Consider the following 19,475-nt stretch of genomic DNA (forward strand, 5'->3'; position numbering starts at 1 on the left):
TTACGAAAAATAAGTGCATGATGGTTGCAGAACGCATTTACGCTTCAACCTGGATCGGGAGTTCGCATGAGCATTGCAGTCACCGGCGCAACCGGAAACCTCGGACAACTGGTAGTCGAGTCGTTGATCGAGCGGGGAACCGCCGCGTCCGACATCGTCGCAGTGGTCCGCAATCCACAGAAGGCGGAAAGCCTCGCCGCCCGCGGAGTAGTTGTACGCCAAGCGGACTACGCCGATGCCTCGGCGTTGGAAACCGCATTGGCGGGCGTCGACAAGCTGGTGCTGATCTCGGGAAGTGAAGTGGGGTCACGGCTCGCGCAACACACCAACATCATCGACGCGGCGAAGGCTGCCGGCGTCGTATTCATCGCCTACACGAGCATCTTGAATGCTCAGGACACGCCGATGAAGCTTGCTGCCGAGCACAAGGCGACCGAGGACGTGCTCACTCGGAGCGGTATTCCGTTCGCGCTGTTGCGCAACGGTTGGTACTGGGAGAACTTCACCAACGACCTGGCCGGTGTGATCGAACGCGGCGCACTGGTCGGTGCGGGAGCGGAAGGCAAGATCGCGGCTGCGGCGCGTGCGGATTACGCCGACGCCGCAGCAGTAGTCGCGACCACCGATGGCCACGAAGGCGCAGTGTACGAGTTGGGCGGTGACGAGAGGCTCACCTACGCCGAATTGGCCGCAAAGATCAGCGAATTCGCGGGCAAGCCCGTCGCGTACCAGTTCGTGGACGAGCAGGCATACGAAGGCATTCTCGAGAGCGTCGGACTGCCTGCCCCGGTTGCGCAGATCCTCGCTGATTCCGATGCTGCAATTGCCAAGGGGGCGTTGGACACCGAGTCTGGTGACCTGCAGAAGTTGATCGGCCGCAGCAGCACTCCGGTGGCTGAGGTGTTGAGGAAGGCCTGACCTGCTGTGCGCCTTTATTAACCGCGGGCGGTTAATAAAGGCGCACAGGGGGCTACCCCATGTGGACTGCACCCTCGGCGGGCAGATCACCCTTCTTGGCGCGGACCAGAACCAGCACTACCGGTGCGATGATCGCCAACAGGATTGCCGCCCAACCGAATGCGGCCGAGTATCCGGATACCTCGGCGCCGAAGAAGTAGTCCGTCATCGAGGCGACGAAGTCCTGCACCGGCTGGGGGAGTAGCGCCAATTGGTCACCAGTCGGGATGGTCGCGTTCGACATGTCGACAGGAATGCCTTCCGGCGGGATCGGCGCCGCGTTGTCGGCGGTGAAGGCCGACTTTGCCGAAGCGTAGATCGTGGTGAACAGTGCGGTTCCGAGTGCGCCGCCGATCTGCAGGGTGGCGTTGACCAGGGCACTGGCAGCGCCGGCGTCGTGGTCGGGGACACCGATCAGTGCGAGGTTCTGCATCGGCACCATCAGCAGACCGAGTCCGAAGCCGAAGATGGCGAGGCCGGGGAACACGTGCGTCCAGTAGGAGCTGTGTACCTCGATCTGGGTCAGCATGAGCAGTCCTACTGCTGCCACCAGCGGGCCGGCGACCATGAGCGGCTTGGGGCCGATCCTGGTGGACAACTGCGCTGCGATGGTCGACGCCAAGACGATGAAGAACGCCATCGGCAGCGATCCGACGCCGGCCATGACCGGGCTGAATCCGAGCACGATCTGCAGGTAGAACGTCAGGTACAACGTGCCGCCGAGCAGGGCGGCGCCCACCAGCATGGAGCCGATCAGAGCAGCGCCGCGATCGCGATGCCACGGAACGCTCAGCGGTAGAAGCGGATTCTTGCTGCGGCTCTCGACGACCACGAAGATCGCGAGGAAGACCAGACCCAGTGCGATGAACAGCAAAGTGTCCGCCTGACCCCAGCCGTGCTCGGCGCGTGTGAATCCGTAGACCAGTGAGCCGAGCCCCAGGGCGATGAGGACAGCGCCGGGAAGGTCGTAGCTCGTGTCGCCGTGCGCTTTGGTTTCCTTGACGATCGGGACAGCTGCAGCGATGGCGATCAGCGCGATCGGGATGTTGACGAGCAGGCACCAACGCCAGTCGACGTACTGCGTCAGCACTCCGCCGAGGAGCAGGCCGATGGCAGCGCCACCGCCGGAGATCGCGCCGTAGACGGCAAAAGCCTTGGCGCGCTCCTTCTCTCCGATGAAGGTGGTGGTGAGCATCGACAGCGCGGCGGGCGCGAGCAGTGCTGCGAAGACGCCCTGGCCGGCGCGGGCGATGAACAGTTCGATACCGCTCTGCGCGATGCCGCCGATGCCGGAGGCAACCGCGAAGCCCGCCATGCCGACGATGAAGGATCGCTTTCGGCCCCAGTAGTCGGCGATACGTCCGCCGAGGAGCAGCAGCGCACCGAACGCCAAGGCGTACGACGTGACCACCCACGCGCGGTCAAGGTCGCTGATGCCCAGTTCCTCCTGGGCTGCCGGTAGGGCGATGGAGACGATGGTGCCGTCGAGTACCACCATGAGTTGAGCGAACGCGACGATGCAGAGCACCAGCCAGCGACGTTGATGATTCGGATTCTCGGAGACAGCCGGGATCGGTGGCAGAGTGCCGCCGTCGACGTGGGACGTGGTGGTCATTGGAAAAAGGTATTCCAGCCTTCTCGGGTGAGTCAAACGAAATAGTTCGTTCGGTTACCATCATCACTATGGCTCCCACTGACGTGACCGCGACGAAACAGCGAATCCTCGACGCTGCGCAAGAAGAATTCGGCACCTACGGGCTTGCCGGTGCGCGCATCGATCGGATTGCGAAGAACGGAAACGCCAGTAAGGAGCGCCTCTACGCCTATTTCGGTGACAAGGTCGCGTTGTTCCACGCGGTGCTCGACGTCGACTTCGAGCAGGCGATGGAATCCGTCGAGTTCACCGGTGAAGACATGCCCGCGCATGCTGTCGAACTGTTCGACGCAATGCTCGGCAAACCACAGATTCAACGGATGATGATCTGGGGTCAATTGCAGGGTGAGGCACCACGGATGAAGAAGTTGGCCGAGGAACATTCCAGCTGGGTTCCGCGAATGGCCACGATCCGCAAGGCTCAAGAAGACGGCCTCATCTCGAAGCACTGGGACCCCCAGGACCTGATCACGATGCTGTTCGGCCTCGTGTTCGGCTGGGTGGTGGCCCCCGGTGTGGCCGACAACCAGAACGTCGACGCCGACGAGATCGCGCGCCGCCGTGAAGTGGTGCGCGAGGCCGTCACTCGAATCTGCAAGCCGTGACTGTCAGCGAGAGAGGTACGCGGCCCAACCGCCGTAGTCGGTGATGTCAGCTGCGCCGTTTACGGCGTCATGAGTGCAGCTGAAACCGACTGTCGTTCTGCCGTCGGATAACTCGACGCTGGTGAGCGCCATCGGTGCAGGCAAGGCGGCGAGGAACGTTCCCAGCCCGGCCGGTGAGATTCGGAAGATCTCGCCGACGACCGGTGCGCCGAGTCCAGGGCCACGGCGTACCAGGCCGGGCTTCGGTGGCGTCGTGTCGAGAGCGAAGAGCCGGTAGGCATCCGAGGTCGTGACGGTTTCGACGTACCGCGCGCCGAGGTCGACCAACTGTGTGTTGAGGGGTTGCCCGCGCAGGTGAGCGCCGAATACTGCGAGATCGATTCCGGTATCGACGAGGGTGGGTGAAGGCACACCGCCGAGTCGCGCAGCGAGGTCGATGGCGATCTGGTCGTCGAAAGCGGGTACGACGAACATGACGCCGAACGGGTGATCTTCGGCGGTGCGGTGTCCGGGCGCCGCGACGGCCGCCATGTCGAGCAGGTTGCAGAAGTTGGTGAAAGTTCCCATCCGGCGGTTGATTCCGAACGGATCCTCGGTCACGGCAGCGATGGTCGGATGTTCGGTGGTGGTGGGAAGCAGTAGGGCGTCGAACCCGGCGAGGAGTTCCCGGGCGGCAGCCTTGGCGCGGGTGAGAGCATCGAGATCGTCGACTAGCTGGTATCCGGTGGGGTGCTTCGCACCGAGCACGATGTCGGACACCGCGGGATCTGCTCCGGCAGGACGAGTTTCGAGGAACTCGCCGGCAGCGGCGTACCGCTGCGCCACTACGGCGCCGTCGTAGAGCAATCGGGCCGCGTCGAGCAGTCCGGATATGTCGACGGTCTCGGTCTCGGCGCCGCCGGCTACCAGAGCTGCCACAGTGTCCTGAAATGCTGCTGTATACGACGGGCTCAGTTGAGTGAGATCCTCGATTCGGGGGACGGCGACGCGGGGATTCGGCGCCGCCGCGAGACGAACGTCGGAAGGCCAGACGCGGCTGCGGGGATCTCGAGGTTCGTGGCCGATCATGATTGCCGCTGCCGCGGTTGCCGATTCGAGGTCGTCGGCAAATACCGTCAGAGCGTCGTAGTCGACGCAGGCGGGCACTACTCCGTGGGCTGGGATGACGCCGAGTGAGAGCTTGAGTCCGTAGATCCCGTGGAACGCTGCCGGCACCCGGCCGGAACCGGCGGTGTCGGTGCCGATTCCGATGTCTGCAATTCCCAGCGCGACAGCGACGGCGGATCCGGAGCTACTACCGCCCGAGATCAACTCTTCGTCCCAGGCGCAGCGAACGGCTCCGTACGGACTGCGCGTTCCGACCAGTCCGGTGGCGAACTGGTCCAGATTGGTCTTCCCCAGAACAACAGCCCCGTGCTCGATCAACCGCGCAACGGCACTGGCGGTTTCGTCCGGCGAATACGCGAATTCGGGGCACGCCGCTGTGGTCGGCAGACCGGCGACGTCGACGTTGTCCTTGACGGCGACCAGACGCCCAGCCAGAGGAAGATGCTCGCCCGCGGCGATTCTGGCTTCGACCGAAGCGGCATCGGCAAGCACATCTTCCTTGCGGCGCAACGTGATCCAGACTTCGGGGCGATCTACTTCCTCGATCCGCTGGAATGCCTGCTCGACCCGGGCTGTCGGGGTGAAAACTTCTGCTGCGATGGTCATGGTGTGTACTGCTCCGATCAGTCCGTGATGTTGGCGAGTGAGAGCGCGGTGATCGCGCGGGTCACCCGGTCGAGGACGACGTCGAGAGACTCGCCGATGTGCTGGTGCAAAAGCGTGCGGGCCTCGGGCAGATTGCCGGCACGTAGTTCTTCGAGGATTCGAATGTGCTCCGCGATCGAGGTGTCGATGCGGCCGTTGACCATGAAGTCGTACATCCGAACGTGCCGGATACGGGAATTCACCGACAGCAGCGACGCGACCAGTTCATTGTTTCCCGACGCCCTCAGTACGGCGACGTGGAATTCCTCGTCCAGTTCGACGAACCCCGGTTCCTGAGCGGGCGGATCGAGAGCCAGGGCACGCCACCGCACCAATTCGTCGTCGAGGATTGTTCGGTCGTGCCGGATCGTCGGATCTGCGATCGCCCGGGTAATTCCTTGTAGTTCCAGAGTGATTCGGAGTTCATACAGATCTCGGATCCGCGGGATACTCGGGCGCACGGCGGAGAACCCGTACTCTTCCCGGCGCAGGAGTCCATCGGCGCACAGCATCGTCAACGCTTCCCGTACTGGTGTGCGAGAAATGCCGAAACGCGTGGAGAGTTTCGGTTCCGTCAGGCGCTGATCGAACCCGATAGTCCCGTTGACCAGTTCGGTGCGTAGTTCCCGGTAGACCACCTCACGCAGTGGCTCCGGCGCCGTATTCATCCCTGTCGACATACCTGTATACGCTATTGATCAGGTGTTTCGTCCAGATGTCTTCGGGTTAGAGCTGAGTTACGGCCGCCGCGGAACTTCAGGAGAAGTCGCGCTGAACCCGCAAGGTTCCGATCGTGGTGGCCAGGCCGTCGTACTGAGTGACCAACAAGGTGAATTCGATCAACCGACGATCGTCGAGATGCTGCGAGAGCGTTCCCCACGTGTCGTCGGTGACGTCCTTGGTGGTGACCAACTCGTCGACCGCAGTCAAGATCGCACGGTGACGCGGACTCAACTCGGAAGCGCCAGGGCCCTCGATGATTCGGGCCAGTTCTTCTGCGTCGATTCCGGCTTTGCGGCCGAGCCTGATGTGGTGATCCATCTCGTAACCGCAGTCCCGCAGGTGCGCGACCCGCAGGATGATCAGTTCGGTGTCGTGGCGAGAGATCTTGCCGCCGGGCATGAGTGAGCCGGAGTAGTGCAGCCAACCGCGGAAGAGTCCACCCGTGCGCCCCAAGGTGCTGAACAGATGCGCATCGGGTGCTCCGGCAGCCTTCGACAGGACACGCCAGATTCCCCAGTTGATCGGACCGAGGTCCTTGAATCGGCCGGGCGGGATGCGGGGGTTCATGCGACTCCACGGATGTGAGAGGGACGGAGGTCTATAGCTCGTTGCGCGATGTGGCGAACCGCGGCGCTGCGGCGGGGCGCGTGTACGCGTGACTTCCGGCCGACGATACCGCGCTCGAACGCGTCGACGGCGTCAGCGACGGTCGTGGTGCCGGCGCTGGCGAGGGTTCCGCGTGCTCCGTCGAACGACAGTGCGGTGGTATCGGTGTCGATGTCGCCGATATACGCGACGCCCACCTTGGTGCCGAGGTGTTTCATTTCCAAGCGCAACGCGTCACCCAAGGCTTCGACGCCGGCGCGCGAAGCACCGAACGGTCCGCGAAACGGATGCTTGGCGGCGCCGTGAGCCGAGGCGACCACCAGGGCGTAACCGTTTTCGTGACTGATGTGCGGACCGGCTGCGCGCAGGGTGTAGTACGTGCCCATGAGATTGACTTCGACGGCGCGGCGCATGTCCGCAGGGTCGCCGCCGAGGATCGACGAGTTCGCCTCGACACCGGCATTGGCGACGACGACGTCGATGCCTCCCAGCTTCTCAGCGATGTAGTCGACGCCGCGAGATACCTGCTCGAGGTCGGCGACGTCGCACAACTGCCACGGCGCGCGGCCGCAGGAAGTGGCGACTTGTTCGAGAAGTTCAGGCTCGAGGCCGAGCAGTCCCACGGACGCACCACGGTCGTACAGGCGTCTGGCCAGCGAAGAACCGATATTGCGGGCAGCGCCGGTGATCAGGATGCGCCGACCCGTCAGGTCGTCCGCACTACTCTTGGCCGATTCGGCCTTGCCCGCCTCGCTCTTGCCCATTGCTGTGTCCCTACGCAGTGACCTTCTGGTCCTCCGACGCTAACACCGCCGGGTAGCTGCGACTGCAAGTACCGCCAACTCCGTCCGAACGGGTGTTCAGACCGATGCGGCTTCGAGACGCGGATGTGACGTGGAAGCCTGGGTCGACCGCAATCGACGGAATCGGACCACGGCAACGATGGCGGCAACAGCGGCGAGGATCACCAACGGCAGCGACGGACCCATCGTGGGTTCGATGACAACCAGTAGCACCGGCAGTCCGAATCCGAGATAGGTGCCGACGTAGAAGATCCCGGTCAGGGCGCCCCGCGAGGCGGGGGGAGCCAGCGACTCGAGGTCGAGCAGTCCCTCGCGTAGACACAGTCCGTAGGCCGTACCGAGGACGAGCGCGCAGACGATGAACAACCCGAGCGCGGGGTGCGCGCCGCCGACTGCGACCAGGCAGTATCCGAGTGCCGCCAGTGCGGCGCCTGTCGTGCCGGCCTGAGGACCCCAATTGCGATGGCGCGCAGCGGTTTGAACCAGGATTCCAGCACCCAGAGTCAGCGCCGCGGCGAAACCCGGAAGGAGAGGACCTGAGTAGCGGTCCCCGAGCCTGGCCGTCATGGTCACGAAAGACACTGTTGCGCTGGCGAACACCCATGGAGCCAACGGAAGTGCCCAGAGCAGCGCATTTGCGACGGAGCGCTCCGCGCCGTCTGGCGCATTTGCGACGGAGCGCTCCGCGCCGTCTGGGACGGGTGTGATGGTCGCGGCTTCTACGGGAACGGGTGTACGACTCCACACAGCTGCCGCGGTAACCGAACCCACCGACAAGACGGCCGAGACGACAAAGGGCGTAGCGAGTGGGAAGGCGGCAAATTGTGCCAACAGACCCGAAAACAGTGGTCCCAGTGCAAAACCCGAGGTGAGTACTACGCCCGCCATCACGGTTCCGGACTTGCCGCGAAGGTCAGCCGCCCACGCGGTGCCGGCGCCGATTGCCAGACCGGCACCGATACCGACAACGAGGCGCCCGACCATGAGCCCGGGCGCGTCGTGCCAGAGAAGAAGAATCAAGGTTCCGAGCGAGGCTATGAGCGCTCCGGGCAGGACGACTACAGCTCGGCCGACGCGATCCGACAGTGCTCCACCGGTTAACAGGCCGGGTAGGAGTCCGAGCGCGTAGATACCGAAAACACCGTCGAGCACGGTATGCGAAAGACCCTCGTCCACCCGGAGAACCGGGATGAGCGAAGCAAAGTGGTTGGCGGCCCAACCCGTCGAAAGTAGAACTGCCAGTACCGAGATGAACCCGCGACGGGATGGATCGCCCATACCGGCAGCTTAGGCGGGTACCAGATCGCTCACGTCGGCGAGGAGTTCGAACGTGCGCAACCAAGCCTCGCGGTTGGTGCCGGTCGACACCGTGATCAGCTCGTCGGCCTGTGCATGCTCGGTGAACTCGTCGAGGTAGGCGCGGACCTCCGTGGGCGTGCCGATGGCGCTGTACTTGGTCATCTGCAGAACCTGCTGACCCGCGGGGGAGTCGAGCAGCATGTCCGCTTCGTCGTCCGTGAACTTGCGTCCGCGTCCGAGAAGAAGGCTGACGCGCGAACGCTTGGCCGCGAGGAAGTCCTGCTGAGCCTGCTCATGGGTGTCGGCGGCGATGACGTTGACGCCCGCGATGACGTACGGCTCCGCCAACTGCTCCGACGGTTTGAACTCGCGTCGATAGATCGCGACGGCGTCGCGCAGGGCGTTGGGGGCGAAGTGCGAGGCAAATGCATACGGCAGGCCGAGCATCGCGGCGAGCTTGGCTCCGAACAGTGACGATCCGAGAATGTAGAGCGGAACGTGAGTGCCCTTACCGGGAACGGCATTGATTCCGGGGACGCGCGAAGTGTCGCCGAGGTAGCCCTGAAGCTCGAGTACGTCCTGCGGGAAGCTGTCCGAAGAACTCGGGTCGCGTCGCAAAGCCTGCATGGTCTTCTGATCACTACCGGGCGCGCGACCGAGACCGAGATCGATGCGACCCGGGTGCAGAGTCTCGAGGGTGCCGAACTGCTCGGCGATCGTCAGCGGCGCGTGGTTGGGCAGCATGATTCCACCGGCGCCGAGGCGGATTTTGCTGGTGTGCGCGGCGACGTGGCTGATCAGAACGCTGGTGGCCGAAGACGCGATGGAACCCATGTTGTGGTGCTCGGCATACCAGATTCGCTTGTAACCCCACTCCTCGGCACGCTGCGCCAAGGTCACGCTGGCGTCGAAGCTGTCTTTGGCGGTTTCGTTGTCGCCGATGTGGGCGAGATCGAGGATGGAAAGTGGGACGGCCATGAATGTGGTGCCTTTCTCAGCGAATAGAACGCAAACGTCGTTGGAAGGTGCAACCATCTGGCCGGCTTTCCTATTTCCGCCTGGTCAGCGCCCACGAATGGTAGCGAGGCGGACAAGGCGTGAAGTTCTTGTCTCGATTTCGGTCATTTCGGATATTTCGGATGAAATTGGGGGCTAGATTTCCCGAATCGGAGGTTCTTTCGCATTCCAAGTGAATCGAGACCAGCATGGCCACTGATCGGAAGGCTGTAAACAAGCGCAAAGTACGTGCGTTACTTGCCGGAGGACTTGTCCTCGGTATCGGCGCCGCTGTCACCTTGGCGGCGTGGACAGACAACGTTTTCGGCGACGCGCAGTTCAAGACGGGAAGTTGGAATCTCCAGGGCAGCTTCGACGGACTGACGACCTGGGGTGAGTATCAAGTGGACGCTTCCGCCGGCCACTTCCAATTCAGCACGGGATTCGACGCACTCTCACCCGGAACGACGGTATACGCGCCGGTAGCGCTTCGGATCGGTCCCACGGCCAGCACTTCCGGCGCGACGGTACAACTACTCGGTGCAACGGGCGGTGATACCGACCTCAAACCCGCCCTGCGGTACTCGGTGTATCGAGGTGTCCCCTCCACGACCTGCACGGCAGCGGGAATTGGAGCAGGAACAGCATGGGTAGGCACGACAGCCAGTCCGGTGGCCTTGACGGCAGGTTCGGGTTCGGATGTCACCTTGCTAGGCACGGGCGTGCCGGTGGAACTGTGCTTCGCGGTCACGCTGCCTGCCGGAGTCGACCCTTCGATCGTGTCGGGCAAGAACACCGGGCGCTTGCTCTGGCAGTTCACCGGCCAGTCCACCCCCTGACGCCTGCGTGGTCACACGGCGAATGCGTCAGGTGTACGCACTGGCGGCCTCGGGACTCGTCCTGGGTATCGGTGCAACCACCGTGGCGGCCAGTTGGGTGGACAGCACGATGGGCGATGCATCGTTTCGCACCGGAACATTCGGAATCGAGTCGAACGTCGGCGGCGGATGGTCGTCGCATTCATCCAGTGCCCCTGGCGTTTTCACGTACACGCCCTCGGCGCTCCTGATTCGCCCCGGTGCGTTCTCGTACGGCCCGATATCTCTTCGAACAGTGCCGGTCTCGCCGGCAGCATCCGTCACTCTGCAGGCGGCCACGGTTGCCGGCGACTCCACTCTGGCGTCGGCGCTGCGGTATCGGGTGGTCAAGTCGACGACCTGTGATGCGTCGGCCTTCTCCGCGGGAACACCACAATTCGTGGTGGGAAGTGCGACGGTGTTTCCGTCGCTCTCAACTGGTTCCGCAGTCGGGGCCATCGCGCTACCCACCGGTGGAGCGTCCCCGGGCGCCGCGGTGGCGCTGTGCTTCGAGATTTCGCTGCCCGCAACCTCGGCTAATTGGAGCAACTCGGCGCTGACCGGTAAAACGGCAACTCCCACTTGGCAGTTCAGTGCAACACCCTGAAGGAGCTGCAATGCCAACACATGCCCGGGCAACACATGCCCGGACGAAGAAGCGTTCGGTCCCCACGATCATCGGGGACTGCATCCTTCAGGTTCTTGCAGTCGGTGGGGTCATCTGTATCGCTTTGGTGATCTGTGCCTTCGTTTTCGACATCACACTGATCATGTTCAAGACCGGATCGATGTCGCCGACCATTCCAACCGGATCTCTGGCAGTTGTGCGGGAAGTACCGGCAGATTCCGTCGAGGTGGGCGACGTCGTCACCGTCGATCGGGGAGTGTCCGAACTGCCGGTGACCCACCGGGTCGTCTCCGCTCGTACCCAGGACAACGGCATCACGATTCTCGATCTCAAGGGTGATGCCAACGCTTCGGCTGATCCCGCGGTATACGAGGTCACCACGGTCCGAAAGGTGCTCTGGCACGTTCCGGGATTGGCGCGGGTGATCGTCTACTTCTCGAATCCTCTTGTTCTGGGGGCGATCACGCTGACCATGGCCGCTTTGGTGGTCGCGGTATTCTGGCCGCGCAATACCGATGACGACGATGATGCCGACTCGGCCGACCCGAAAACCGAACCCATTCAGGTTCTTCTACCGCCAGACGGCGGTAGACAATGAAGCGTCGCCACCTGTTTTCAGTCATCATATTGGCAGTTGCGGTTGTTCTGGGCTCTGGTTTCTCGTCTCACCCACTCCTCGGAGAGACAGAAGCGGCGTGGACAGACTCCGAGTACGTTACCGGCCCGATTTCCACCGGTTCATGGACGACGAGTGGGTACGGCAGAGGCGCCGGCGGGCTCGGGTTGTCCAGTGGCGGAATCGTGATAGATCTTTTCGGCAGTTCGATGTTCGAAGGTGTCTCACAACAGAACACGATTGGAAAGGACCTGGACACAACCAATCTGGTGGTTGCAAAGCTACTGGGCGTCAACTCGTTGTCCCGGACCGGATCGATCTCGTCGTGCGCTGCCTACTCGGTCGGGCAGCCAGCGAGCGGCCGCTGCCAGTCGGCAATTGTTTCGGATACCGATGCGACGTCGACACTCACCTCGATGACCGTGACAGTGAACTTGCTGTCTCTACTGGGGGTTGATCTGGTCAGTGCGCCGATAGTCACTGTGGCATCGCCGATTACGGCAGGGGCTGCGTGCGATACCTCGAACAGGGCATCGGTATCGGCGAGTAGCCCCACGAATCAGGTGACGGTGGGATCTCGCGTCCTCACGATTCCACAGCCTGCCGAGAACGCATCGGTGACGGTAACAGGGGCGGACGCCACTGTGAACGCCGCTGGCTTGGCGACGATTCAATACACGAACATCAAGCTCGTGAGCACGCGAACGTCCACGGCAACAACGGCGCAATCGACGCTGAGCGTGAGTCTTTCGATGGCAGCTTTTGCGATTCTGGGGGCGCAGATACTGGGCACCACAAACGTGACATTCAATCTTGTAACGGCCCAATGCGGAATTGGCAGCGCGACATACCCGGTCACGCCGCTGAGCCTCCCAACCGGATTTGCTGCGCGTGCGGTCAGCCCGACGTCTACTTCGGTGAGCGAACCCCCGTCATCGACGACTTCTTCGACCACGGCAGCTGAGACCACGGCAGCTGAGAACACGGCAGGGATGACGACCACCGCGTCTGTGCCGACACCGACAGCAACCCCGACATCGACAGCAACCCCGACATCGACAGCAACCCCGACAACGACGGCTACACCAACTACGAGCACACCGGCGCCGGCGGATCCAATCGGGACAGCGATCCACGGCCCCGCCGATTCGAGCATCTCCGCCTTCACCACGGATACCGGACTCTCCTGCGACGTTGCGCCTGATGCGGACTACACGAGCGAAGTTGCAGTCGAATGCTCGGACGGCACAACGGGTACGGTGCCCGGTTCTGTACTCGGCCCGAAGCCAACCGTACCGGGGGAGTACCTCAGGATCCCCCTGACGAGAGACCACGTCACCGAAGTCTTCACCCTGAAGTCAGCGACACGACGCTGATCAGTTCCGCACAGCGTTGGCCATGGCGGCCAACGAGAGGGCCTGCCGAGCGCGGTCGAGGACAACCGCACGAGAGATGTCGATGTGCGACACCATTGCCTCGTGTGCTTGCGGAATCTTGCCGTCCAGCACCAGTTCGACGACGGCGATATGTTCCTCCACGGTGGCCTTCATACGGTCGGGAGTCAGGTAGTCGAACATCCGCACGGGGCGCAGCTTCGAGTTGACGGCCTGAAGAGCGTCGACCAACGCGTGGTTTCCGGACGAGGCGAGGAGCGCGATGTGGAACTCCTCGTCGAGCGTCACGAAACCGGCGTCCGGTACCGGCATCTGTTTGAGAAATGCGTACCACTTGTCGAGTTCGGAACCGAGCGCGTCTCGATCATGAGCGGGGGCCTCACCGTCGAGTACCCGCCGAAGTCCGTGTACCTCGAGGAGTATGCGCAGCTCGTAGAGGCCACCCAACTCGTCGAGGTGCGGTCGGTACGGAAAGAGGCCGTGTTCGTCGCGCTCGACCAGCCCGTCGGATTCCAACTTCGCGAGCGCTTCGCGCACCGGTGTTCGCGAGACACCGTAGAGATGGGCCAGGCGTTCCTCGCCCAGTCGTTCCGAGGGCGCGATCTGACCGGACATCAGATCGTTTCGGATCGACCGGTAAACCTGTTCGCGCAGCGGCGGCCGCACACTCATGTCAGATTGCCATCGCTCGACGAACCGCCTCGGTGGACGTGGTGCCGCCCTCACCGGTCGAGGTCACGTGTCCGGCCGCGAGAATGCTGTAATGCTGAGCAGATTGGAGCGCGAAACCGATGTGCTGCTCTACGAGGAGGACACCGAGATCGCCGCGCTCGGTGAGTTCCATGACGGTTCTTTCGATTTCGGCGACCACGTTGGGCTGAATGCCCTCGGTTGGTTCGTCCAGAATGAGGATCTTGGGCTCGGTGATCAGGGCGCGAGCGATGGCAAGCTGTTGTCGCTGCCCACCGGAGAGAAGTCCCGCGCGACGGTCGAGGAGCGTGGTGAGTGCGGGAAACAGATCCAATGCCTCTGCGATGAGTGCCTTTCCGCGTTTGCGCCCGTCGGCGACCACCCGAAGATTCTCGGCAGTTGTCAGTTGTCCGAACGACTGCTGACCCTGGGGTACGTAGGCAAGTCCGCGAGCGACGCGGGCGCTCGGCCGTAGACCGGTGATGTCCTCACCGTTCAGAAGTACCTTTCCCCGTGTAGGTTTGATCAGACCGACGGCGGCGCGCAGCAAGGTGGTTTTACCCGCACCGTTGTGACCCATGACTGCCGCAACTCCGTCGCTGGGAACCAGCAGGGATACGCCGTGGATCACTTCGGTGCGTCCGTAGCCGGCGCGGATGTCGACGAGCTCGAGCATGATTCAGTCCTCCGGGGTCGGTTCGGTGTCGGCGCCGAGATCGGTTCCGGCAGCGGCTGTGCCGAGGTAGACCTCTTGCACCTTGGGGTCGGCTTGGACCTCCGCCACAGTTCCTTCGGCAAGCACTTTCCCAGCGGCGAGCACTGTGACGGACGTGGCGAAGGATCGCATGAAGTCCATGTCGTGCTCGACTACGACGACGGTTCGCGCACCGCCGATGCGCCGCAGAAGGTTCCCGGTCTCCTCGCGCTCCTCGAGGCTCATGCCTGCGACGGGCTCGTCGAGCAGGAGCACGGAACAGTTCTGTACCAACAACATTCCGATTTCGAGCCACTGCTTCTGTCCGTGCGCCAGAATGCCTGCGGCGGTGTCCCTGAGGTGCTCCAACCCGGTTGTCTCCAGCGCCTCTTCGATCTCGGGAAGCACACCTTTGCGTTTTCTGAGCAGGTTCCACGGTGATCGGCCGGCTCCGGCCGCGATGTCGAGATTCTGCAGCACCGAGAGCTCTTCGAAGACGCTTGCAGTCTGGAAGGTTCGCCCGACGCCGAGGCGGGCGATCTTGTGAACCTTCTTGCCGAGCAGTTGCTCGCCGGACTTAGTGATGGAACCCGTCGCGGGAACGAGTCCGGTGATGGCGTCGACCAACGTTGTTTTTCCAGCCCCGTTCGGGCCGATGAGAAACCTCAGGTCGCCCTGCATGAGGGTCAAGTCGACGCCGTCGACGGCCTTGAAACCGTCGAAGCTGACCGAAAGATTTCGTACTTCGAGGTACTCGGACGACATTCCGGCGTTGCCACCCAGTGCCGGTGCGGGTTCGCTGGTGGCGGTTGTGTTGGTCATGACGACACCTCCACTGGTTCGGGTTGGGAGACCTTGACCGGCGGGTCGGCCGGGGTCTCACGCTTCTTGCGGTGGCGCATCAGGGCGAACAATCCGGCCACACCTGCCGGGAAGAACCCGACCACGACGATGAACATCAACCCTTGTGCGTAGATCCATCCCGAAGGGAGTTTCTCCGAGAATGTCGACTGCGCCCACGCGACGCCGATCGCACCGAGTACCGGACCCAGAAGCGTTGCGCGGCCACCGATCGCGACCCCGATGAGAAAGGCGATTGACGGAACGATCCCGACGTCGGCGGGGGAGATGATGCCCACGATCGGAACGAACAGCGCACCGGCGATACCGGCGAGGAACGCCGCGGTCACGTAGGCGACCAGTTTGATGTTCGCCGGATCGTATCCGAGGAAACGTACGCGCTCCTCTTGATCGCGGACGGCGACGAGGAGTTCGCCGTATCGGGAGTTCATCAGCTGGCGAATCAGAGCGACCGATGCGAGAAGAACTCCGGCGGCGATGAAGAACAACATCTGCTTGTTCGCCGGATCGTTGAGGTTGAAACCGAAGAACGTGCGAAAGCGGTTGAGGCCGTTGCTGCCACCGATCGACTGCTGGCCGATCAAGAGGATCGCGAAAGCCGCGGCGAGTGCTTGCGAGAGGATCGCGAAGTACGCGCCCTTGACTCTCCGCTTGAACACACCGAGTCCGAGGAGAAAGGCAACAGCGGCCGGCAGGAAAAGGATGGCGAAGATCGCCACGAATGGCGAGGCGAACGGTTGCCAGTATCCCGGCAGTTCGGTCTTGCCGGCGATGGACATGAAGTCCGGGACCGCGTCGCCCTTGAGTTCGGCATCGGCGATCTTGAGGTGCATCGCCATCACGTATGCGCCGATTCCGAAGAAGACGCCCTGGCCGAGCGTGAGCATTCCGCCTCTGCCCCAAGCCAAGCCGATACCGACAGCGACTATGGCGAAGCACAGGAATTTGGCCAACAGTGACAGCCTGAAGTCCGAGAGCACAGCCGGAGCGACGGCGAACAGCACGATCGCGGCAAGTGCGAAACCGCCCCACACCCGAATTCGGGAATTGTTCAGGATGCTCATACGAGGCTCCTCGTCTTGACTGCGAACAGGCCCTGCGGCCGAACTTGAAGGAAGACGACGATGATGACGAACACGATCACCTTCGCGATCGACGCTGTCGTCGAGTACTCGATGAACGAGTTCAAGATGCCGAGGGCGAAGGCTGCGATCACGGCTCCCTTCATCTGACCGAGACCGCCGACGACAACAACCAGGAAGGCGTCGATCAGATAGGACTGGCCGATGGTCGGGCTGGTGGAACCGATGAGCGTCAACGCGACACCCGCGACGCCGGCGAGCCCGGAACCGAGGAAGAAGGTCGTGATGTCCGTACGACGAGAGGAGATTCCGCTCGTCTCGGCCAGATCGCGATTCTGGACGACGGCCCGGATGCGTCTACCCATCGACGACTGCTTCAGTGCGACCGAAAGTGCGATCACCGCTGCGATCGCCAACACCAGAATGAAGATGCGGGTTTTCGGCACCACGGCGCCGAAAATATCGACCCCGCCCGAAAGCCAGCTCGGCGCCGAAACATTGACTGCCGGCGCGCCGAAGATGTCGCGCGCCAACTGCTGAAGGATCAATCCGACGCCGAATGTCACCAACAGGGTGTCGAGGGGTCGGTGGTACATCCGCGATACCAGGACCACTTCGAGCACGACACCCATCAGTCCGCCGACGACGAAACCGACGAGCAGAGAAATGATCAACGATCCCGTTGCATTCGAGATCACTTGCTGCACTACATATGCGGTGTACGAGCCGGCCATGATGAACTCGCCGTGTGCCATGTTGATGACACCCATCTGCCCGAACGTGAGAGACAACCCCAACGCTGCCAACAGGAGAATCGATCCGATACTCAAACCCGTGAACAACTGCCCGATCACAACATCCATGACAGACGCTCCACCTCTCTACTCGTCGATTCCGTCAATTCCGCCTTTTGTCGATCAGCTACCGAGCCCCTCAGCCCAGGGGTAGTTCTTCAGGTACGGATCCGGCTCGATCGGCTGTCCCGAATCCCAGACCGTGTAGATCAGTCCGTCGGAACGGATTTCGCCGATCCGGGCAGTCTTGGTGATGTGGTGGTTGTCGCCGTCGATGGTGACGAGTCCTTCGGGCGCCTGGAAGGTCACACCGTCGGCGTTGTCCTGAATATCCTTGACCGCAAACGAGTTGGCCTTCTCGACGGTGTTCTTCCAGAGGTAGACGGAGGTGTATGCCGCTTCCATCGGATCGGACGTGGGCTTGTCCTGGCCGAACTTTGCCTTGTACGCCGCGACGAACTTCTTGTTCTCGGGGGAGTCGATGGTCTGGTAGTAGTTCCACGCCGTCAGCTGGCCTTCGACGTTCTGGACTCCGATACCACCGACCTCTTCCTCCGCAATGGAGACGGAGACGACGGGCATGTCGGCAGGCTTCAGGCCGACATTCGAGTATTCACGGAAGAACGCAACGTTGGAATCGCCGTTGAGTGTGTTGAACACGGCATCGGCGTCGGCTGTGCGGACCTTGTTCACGATGGTGGAGAAGTCGGTCGAACCCAGAGGCGTGTAATCCTCGCCCTTGATCTCGATGCCGTTCGCTGCCGCGTACGCCTTGATGATGCGGTTGGCGGTCTGCGGGAACACGTAGTCGCTGCCGACCAGATACAGCGACTTGACGCCCTTCTCCTTCAGGTAATCCAGAGCCGGGATGATCTGCTGGTTGGTCGTTGCGCCCGTGTAGAAGATGTTCTTCGAATCTTCCAGTCCCTCGTACTGGACCGGGTAGTAGAGCAAAGAGTTGTTGTCCTCGAACACGGGCAGCATGGCCTTGCGGCTCGAGGAGGTCCAGCCACCGAAAACTGCTGCGACGCAATCGCTGCTGATCAGTTTCTCGGCCTTCTCGGCGAACACTGTCGGCTCCGACGCACCGTCCTCTGCCACGATCTGGATCTTCTTACCCAGTACACCGCCGGAATCGTTGATCTCCTGCACCGCCAACGAGATGGAGTCGCGGACCGTCACTTCACTGATGGCCATGGTGCCCGAGAGTGAATTCAGGGAACCGACCTTGATCGTGTCCCCCGAGGTGTCGACGCACGACGTAGCCGTCGAATCTCCCGATGCGGTGTCTGTTGCCTTGCTTCCGCAGCCGGTGAGAACCAAGCCCAGCGCGGCGAGAGCGGCCGGCGCGGCAAGGGTGCGCTTCGAGAAGGTTCGCATGTACGGGCCTTTCGTGTCGATGGCTCTGGCAGACAATGGCTCTGACAGATCTGTATCCGGAGTGCGTATACAACGCTGTATTCGTCGAGTGCACAGAGTAGGTGGAAGTTGTTGCGGTGGAATGACTGTCGGTGACAAGTGTGTGTCCGGTGTTTCGATTGGGTGTCCAGGGCCTCACACCGCAGGTCAGCGAGGGTGCGGTGTTAGCATCGACGAGAAATTGATCAAGCACTCGCTTGACGATCGGAACGTCGGAAGGATCTTCTCGTGCGCTCGACCCGACGGGACGAAATACTCGCTCATGCGGCCAAGCTGTTCAGTGAGCGGGGAATCGCCGCGACGACGGTGCGAGACATCGCCGACGAAGTCGGGATCCTCTCCGGCAGCCTCTATCACTACTTCGACTCCAAGGATGCGATAGCCAACGAGATCGTCGTCCGGTTCCTCGAAGATCTCAACGTCCGGTACGAGGACTCGATCGAACCGGAAGGTTCGGCTCGAAATCGCCTGGCCACGATGGTGTCGGTGTCTTTTGCCTCGGCGGTGGATCACCCGTATGCCACGGAGGTCTATCAGGGAGAAGCCATACTTTCGTCGCAATCGGCGGACGCGCCCATCACCATCCTGGTTCAGAAGGCACACAGCTACTGGCGATCGGCTATCGCTCGCGGAATTGCCGACGCGGAGTTTCGGGAAGACATCGATCCCGAACAGTTTCACCGTCTCCTGCGTGAATCCGTCTGGTCCACCGTCGCACAGTATCGCCCGCAGCTTTCCGAATTGGCCGAAGATCTGCAGCGCAATCTGATTTCGGTTTTCCTGGACGGCTTTGCCGCACGTTCCGTCGACGGCGAGCCGGTGGCGCGCATTGCGCGGCGCACGGCGAAGAAGGAAGCGCAGACCGAATCTCCCGACTCGGACCTTGCCGAACTCCGCTCTGATGTCGACGAATTGAAGTCCGTCATTCGCGAACTCAGCTCCTCGATCCGGCAGCTGCAGAAGCCGTAACACCGCAGTTCCTGCGCGTGTAGTTCGGATTTTGACTATCAGTGTGACCCAGTGCATACTTCTGTCCACACTCGTA

General features: G+C 62.3%; 21 protein-coding genes. 6 read left to right on the forward strand and 15 right to left on the reverse strand.

Annotation, left to right across the window (positions count from 1 at the left end):
• The first annotated feature begins 66 nt into the window (after positions 1 to 66).
• Positions 67 to 918, forward strand: a complete 852-nt coding sequence (locus ATN38_RS16085; protein WP_218748241.1) for an SDR family oxidoreductase — start codon at positions 67 to 69, stop codon at positions 916 to 918.
• 52 nt (positions 919 to 970) lie between these two features.
• On the opposite strand, the gene ATN38_RS16090 is transcribed toward ATN38_RS16085, so the two are convergent.
• Entirely contained in the window at positions 971 to 2,572 is a 1,602-nt protein-coding gene (locus ATN38_RS16090; protein WP_054186869.1) for an MFS transporter, read from the reverse strand.
• Positions 2,573 to 2,640: 68 nt separating this feature from the next.
• Here ATN38_RS16090 and ATN38_RS16095 point away from each other — a divergent pair, with 68 nt between their 5' ends.
• Positions 2,641 to 3,216 carry a TetR family transcriptional regulator gene (locus tag ATN38_RS16095; RefSeq protein WP_003941498.1) on the forward strand — a complete coding sequence of 192 codons (576 nt, stop codon included), beginning with the start codon at positions 2,641 to 2,643 and terminating at the stop codon, positions 3,214 to 3,216.
• A gap of 3 nt (positions 3,217 to 3,219) precedes the next feature.
• Here ATN38_RS16095 and atzF read toward each other — a convergent pair whose 3' ends face one another.
• From atzF to ATN38_RS16125, 6 genes are all read right to left on the reverse strand, one after another.
• Positions 3,220 to 4,929 (reverse strand): allophanate hydrolase, encoded by a 1,710-nt coding sequence (gene atzF / locus ATN38_RS16100; protein ID WP_065352105.1) that lies wholly within the window; start codon positions 4,927 to 4,929, stop codon positions 3,220 to 3,222.
• A 17-nt stretch (positions 4,930 to 4,946) separates the two neighbouring features.
• On the reverse strand, positions 4,947 to 5,648 hold the full coding sequence (locus ATN38_RS16105) for a GntR family transcriptional regulator (RefSeq protein ID WP_019744458.1): 702 nt from the start codon (positions 5,646 to 5,648) through the stop codon (positions 4,947 to 4,949).
• 76 nt (positions 5,649 to 5,724) lie between these two features.
• Positions 5,725 to 6,258: a carboxymuconolactone decarboxylase family protein gene (locus ATN38_RS16110; protein WP_003941526.1), complete on the reverse strand. Its 534-nt coding sequence runs from the start codon at positions 6,256 to 6,258 to the stop codon at positions 5,725 to 5,727.
• Positions 6,255 to 7,061 carry an SDR family NAD(P)-dependent oxidoreductase gene (locus ATN38_RS16115; protein WP_042923321.1) on the reverse strand — a complete coding sequence of 269 codons (807 nt, stop codon included), beginning with the start codon at positions 7,059 to 7,061 and terminating at the stop codon, positions 6,255 to 6,257. Before ATN38_RS16115 ends, ATN38_RS16110 begins: the two co-directional genes overlap by 4 nt.
• 96 nt (positions 7,062 to 7,157) lie before the next feature.
• Positions 7,158 to 8,378 (reverse strand): MFS transporter, encoded by a 1,221-nt coding sequence (locus tag ATN38_RS16120; RefSeq protein WP_218748242.1) that lies wholly within the window; start codon positions 8,376 to 8,378, stop codon positions 7,158 to 7,160.
• A gap of 9 nt (positions 8,379 to 8,387) precedes the next feature.
• Positions 8,388 to 9,377 (reverse strand): LLM class flavin-dependent oxidoreductase, encoded by a 990-nt coding sequence (locus ATN38_RS16125; RefSeq protein ID WP_039973481.1) that lies wholly within the window; start codon positions 9,375 to 9,377, stop codon positions 8,388 to 8,390.
• 227 nt (positions 9,378 to 9,604) lie between these two features.
• Between ATN38_RS16125 and ATN38_RS16130 the strand changes: the two genes are divergently transcribed.
• Genes ATN38_RS16130 through ATN38_RS16140 form a run of 3 tightly spaced genes read left to right on the forward strand, consistent with a single transcriptional unit; the run spans position 9,605 to position 11,478 of the window.
• Positions 9,605 to 10,234 (forward strand): SipW-dependent-type signal peptide-containing protein, encoded by a 630-nt coding sequence (locus ATN38_RS16130; RefSeq protein WP_007735401.1) that lies wholly within the window; start codon positions 9,605 to 9,607, stop codon positions 10,232 to 10,234.
• A gap of 7 nt (positions 10,235 to 10,241) precedes the next feature.
• Positions 10,242 to 10,859 (forward strand): hypothetical protein, encoded by a 618-nt coding sequence (locus ATN38_RS16135; RefSeq protein WP_241199122.1) that lies wholly within the window; start codon positions 10,242 to 10,244, stop codon positions 10,857 to 10,859.
• Positions 10,860 to 10,869: 10 nt separating this feature from the next.
• Positions 10,870 to 11,478, forward strand: coding sequence for a signal peptidase I (locus ATN38_RS16140; RefSeq protein WP_054827776.1), 609 nt, complete (start codon positions 10,870 to 10,872; stop codon positions 11,476 to 11,478).
• A 352-nt stretch (positions 11,479 to 11,830) separates the two neighbouring features.
• Here the strand turns inward: ATN38_RS16140 and ATN38_RS16145 are convergent, their stop codons facing one another.
• From ATN38_RS16145 to urtA, 8 genes are all read right to left on the reverse strand, one after another.
• A complete protein-coding gene (locus ATN38_RS16145) occupies positions 11,831 to 12,052 on the reverse strand; it encodes a hypothetical protein (RefSeq protein ID WP_042923314.1) in 222 nt (73 codons plus the stop codon).
• A gap of 114 nt (positions 12,053 to 12,166) precedes the next feature.
• Complete coding sequence (locus ATN38_RS16150; protein WP_064114035.1) at positions 12,167 to 12,667, reverse strand: hypothetical protein; 501 nt, start codon at positions 12,665 to 12,667, stop codon at positions 12,167 to 12,169.
• 205 nt (positions 12,668 to 12,872) lie between these two features.
• Positions 12,873 to 13,562, reverse strand: coding sequence for a GntR family transcriptional regulator (locus ATN38_RS16155; RefSeq protein WP_218748243.1), 690 nt, complete (start codon positions 13,560 to 13,562; stop codon positions 12,873 to 12,875).
• A gap of 1 nt (position 13,563) precedes the next feature.
• On the reverse strand, positions 13,564 to 14,256 hold the full coding sequence (gene urtE / locus ATN38_RS16160) for an urea ABC transporter ATP-binding subunit UrtE (RefSeq protein ID WP_003941544.1): 693 nt from the start codon (positions 14,254 to 14,256) through the stop codon (positions 13,564 to 13,566).
• A 3-nt stretch (positions 14,257 to 14,259) separates the two neighbouring features.
• Positions 14,260 to 15,096 (reverse strand): urea ABC transporter ATP-binding protein UrtD, encoded by an 837-nt coding sequence (gene urtD, locus ATN38_RS16165; RefSeq protein WP_218748244.1) that lies wholly within the window; start codon positions 15,094 to 15,096, stop codon positions 14,260 to 14,262.
• Positions 15,093 to 16,199, reverse strand: a complete 1,107-nt coding sequence (urtC, locus tag ATN38_RS16170; protein WP_007735392.1) for an urea ABC transporter permease subunit UrtC — start codon at positions 16,197 to 16,199, stop codon at positions 15,093 to 15,095. The genes urtD and urtC overlap by 4 nt, the downstream gene beginning before the upstream one ends.
• Entirely contained in the window at positions 16,196 to 17,080 is an 885-nt protein-coding gene (gene urtB / locus ATN38_RS16175) for an urea ABC transporter permease subunit UrtB (RefSeq protein WP_003941514.1), read from the reverse strand. Before urtB ends, urtC begins: the two co-directional genes overlap by 4 nt.
• 54 nt (positions 17,081 to 17,134) lie before the next feature.
• Positions 17,135 to 18,391 (reverse strand): urea ABC transporter substrate-binding protein, encoded by a 1,257-nt coding sequence (gene urtA, locus ATN38_RS16180; RefSeq protein ID WP_007735391.1) that lies wholly within the window; start codon positions 18,389 to 18,391, stop codon positions 17,135 to 17,137.
• 267 nt (positions 18,392 to 18,658) lie between these two features.
• Between urtA and ATN38_RS16185 the strand changes: the two genes are divergently transcribed.
• The gene (locus ATN38_RS16185; RefSeq protein ID WP_218748245.1) at positions 18,659 to 19,399 is read left to right on the forward strand and encodes a TetR/AcrR family transcriptional regulator; all 741 of its coding nucleotides are present in this window, start codon (positions 18,659 to 18,661) and stop codon (positions 19,397 to 19,399) included.
• The last annotated feature ends 76 nt before the right edge of the window (positions 19,400 to 19,475 follow it).

This window comes from Rhodococcus sp. FH8, from assembly GCF_019266085.1.
Taxonomy (GTDB): domain Bacteria; phylum Actinomycetota; class Actinomycetes; order Mycobacteriales; family Mycobacteriaceae; genus Rhodococcus_F; species Rhodococcus_F qingshengii.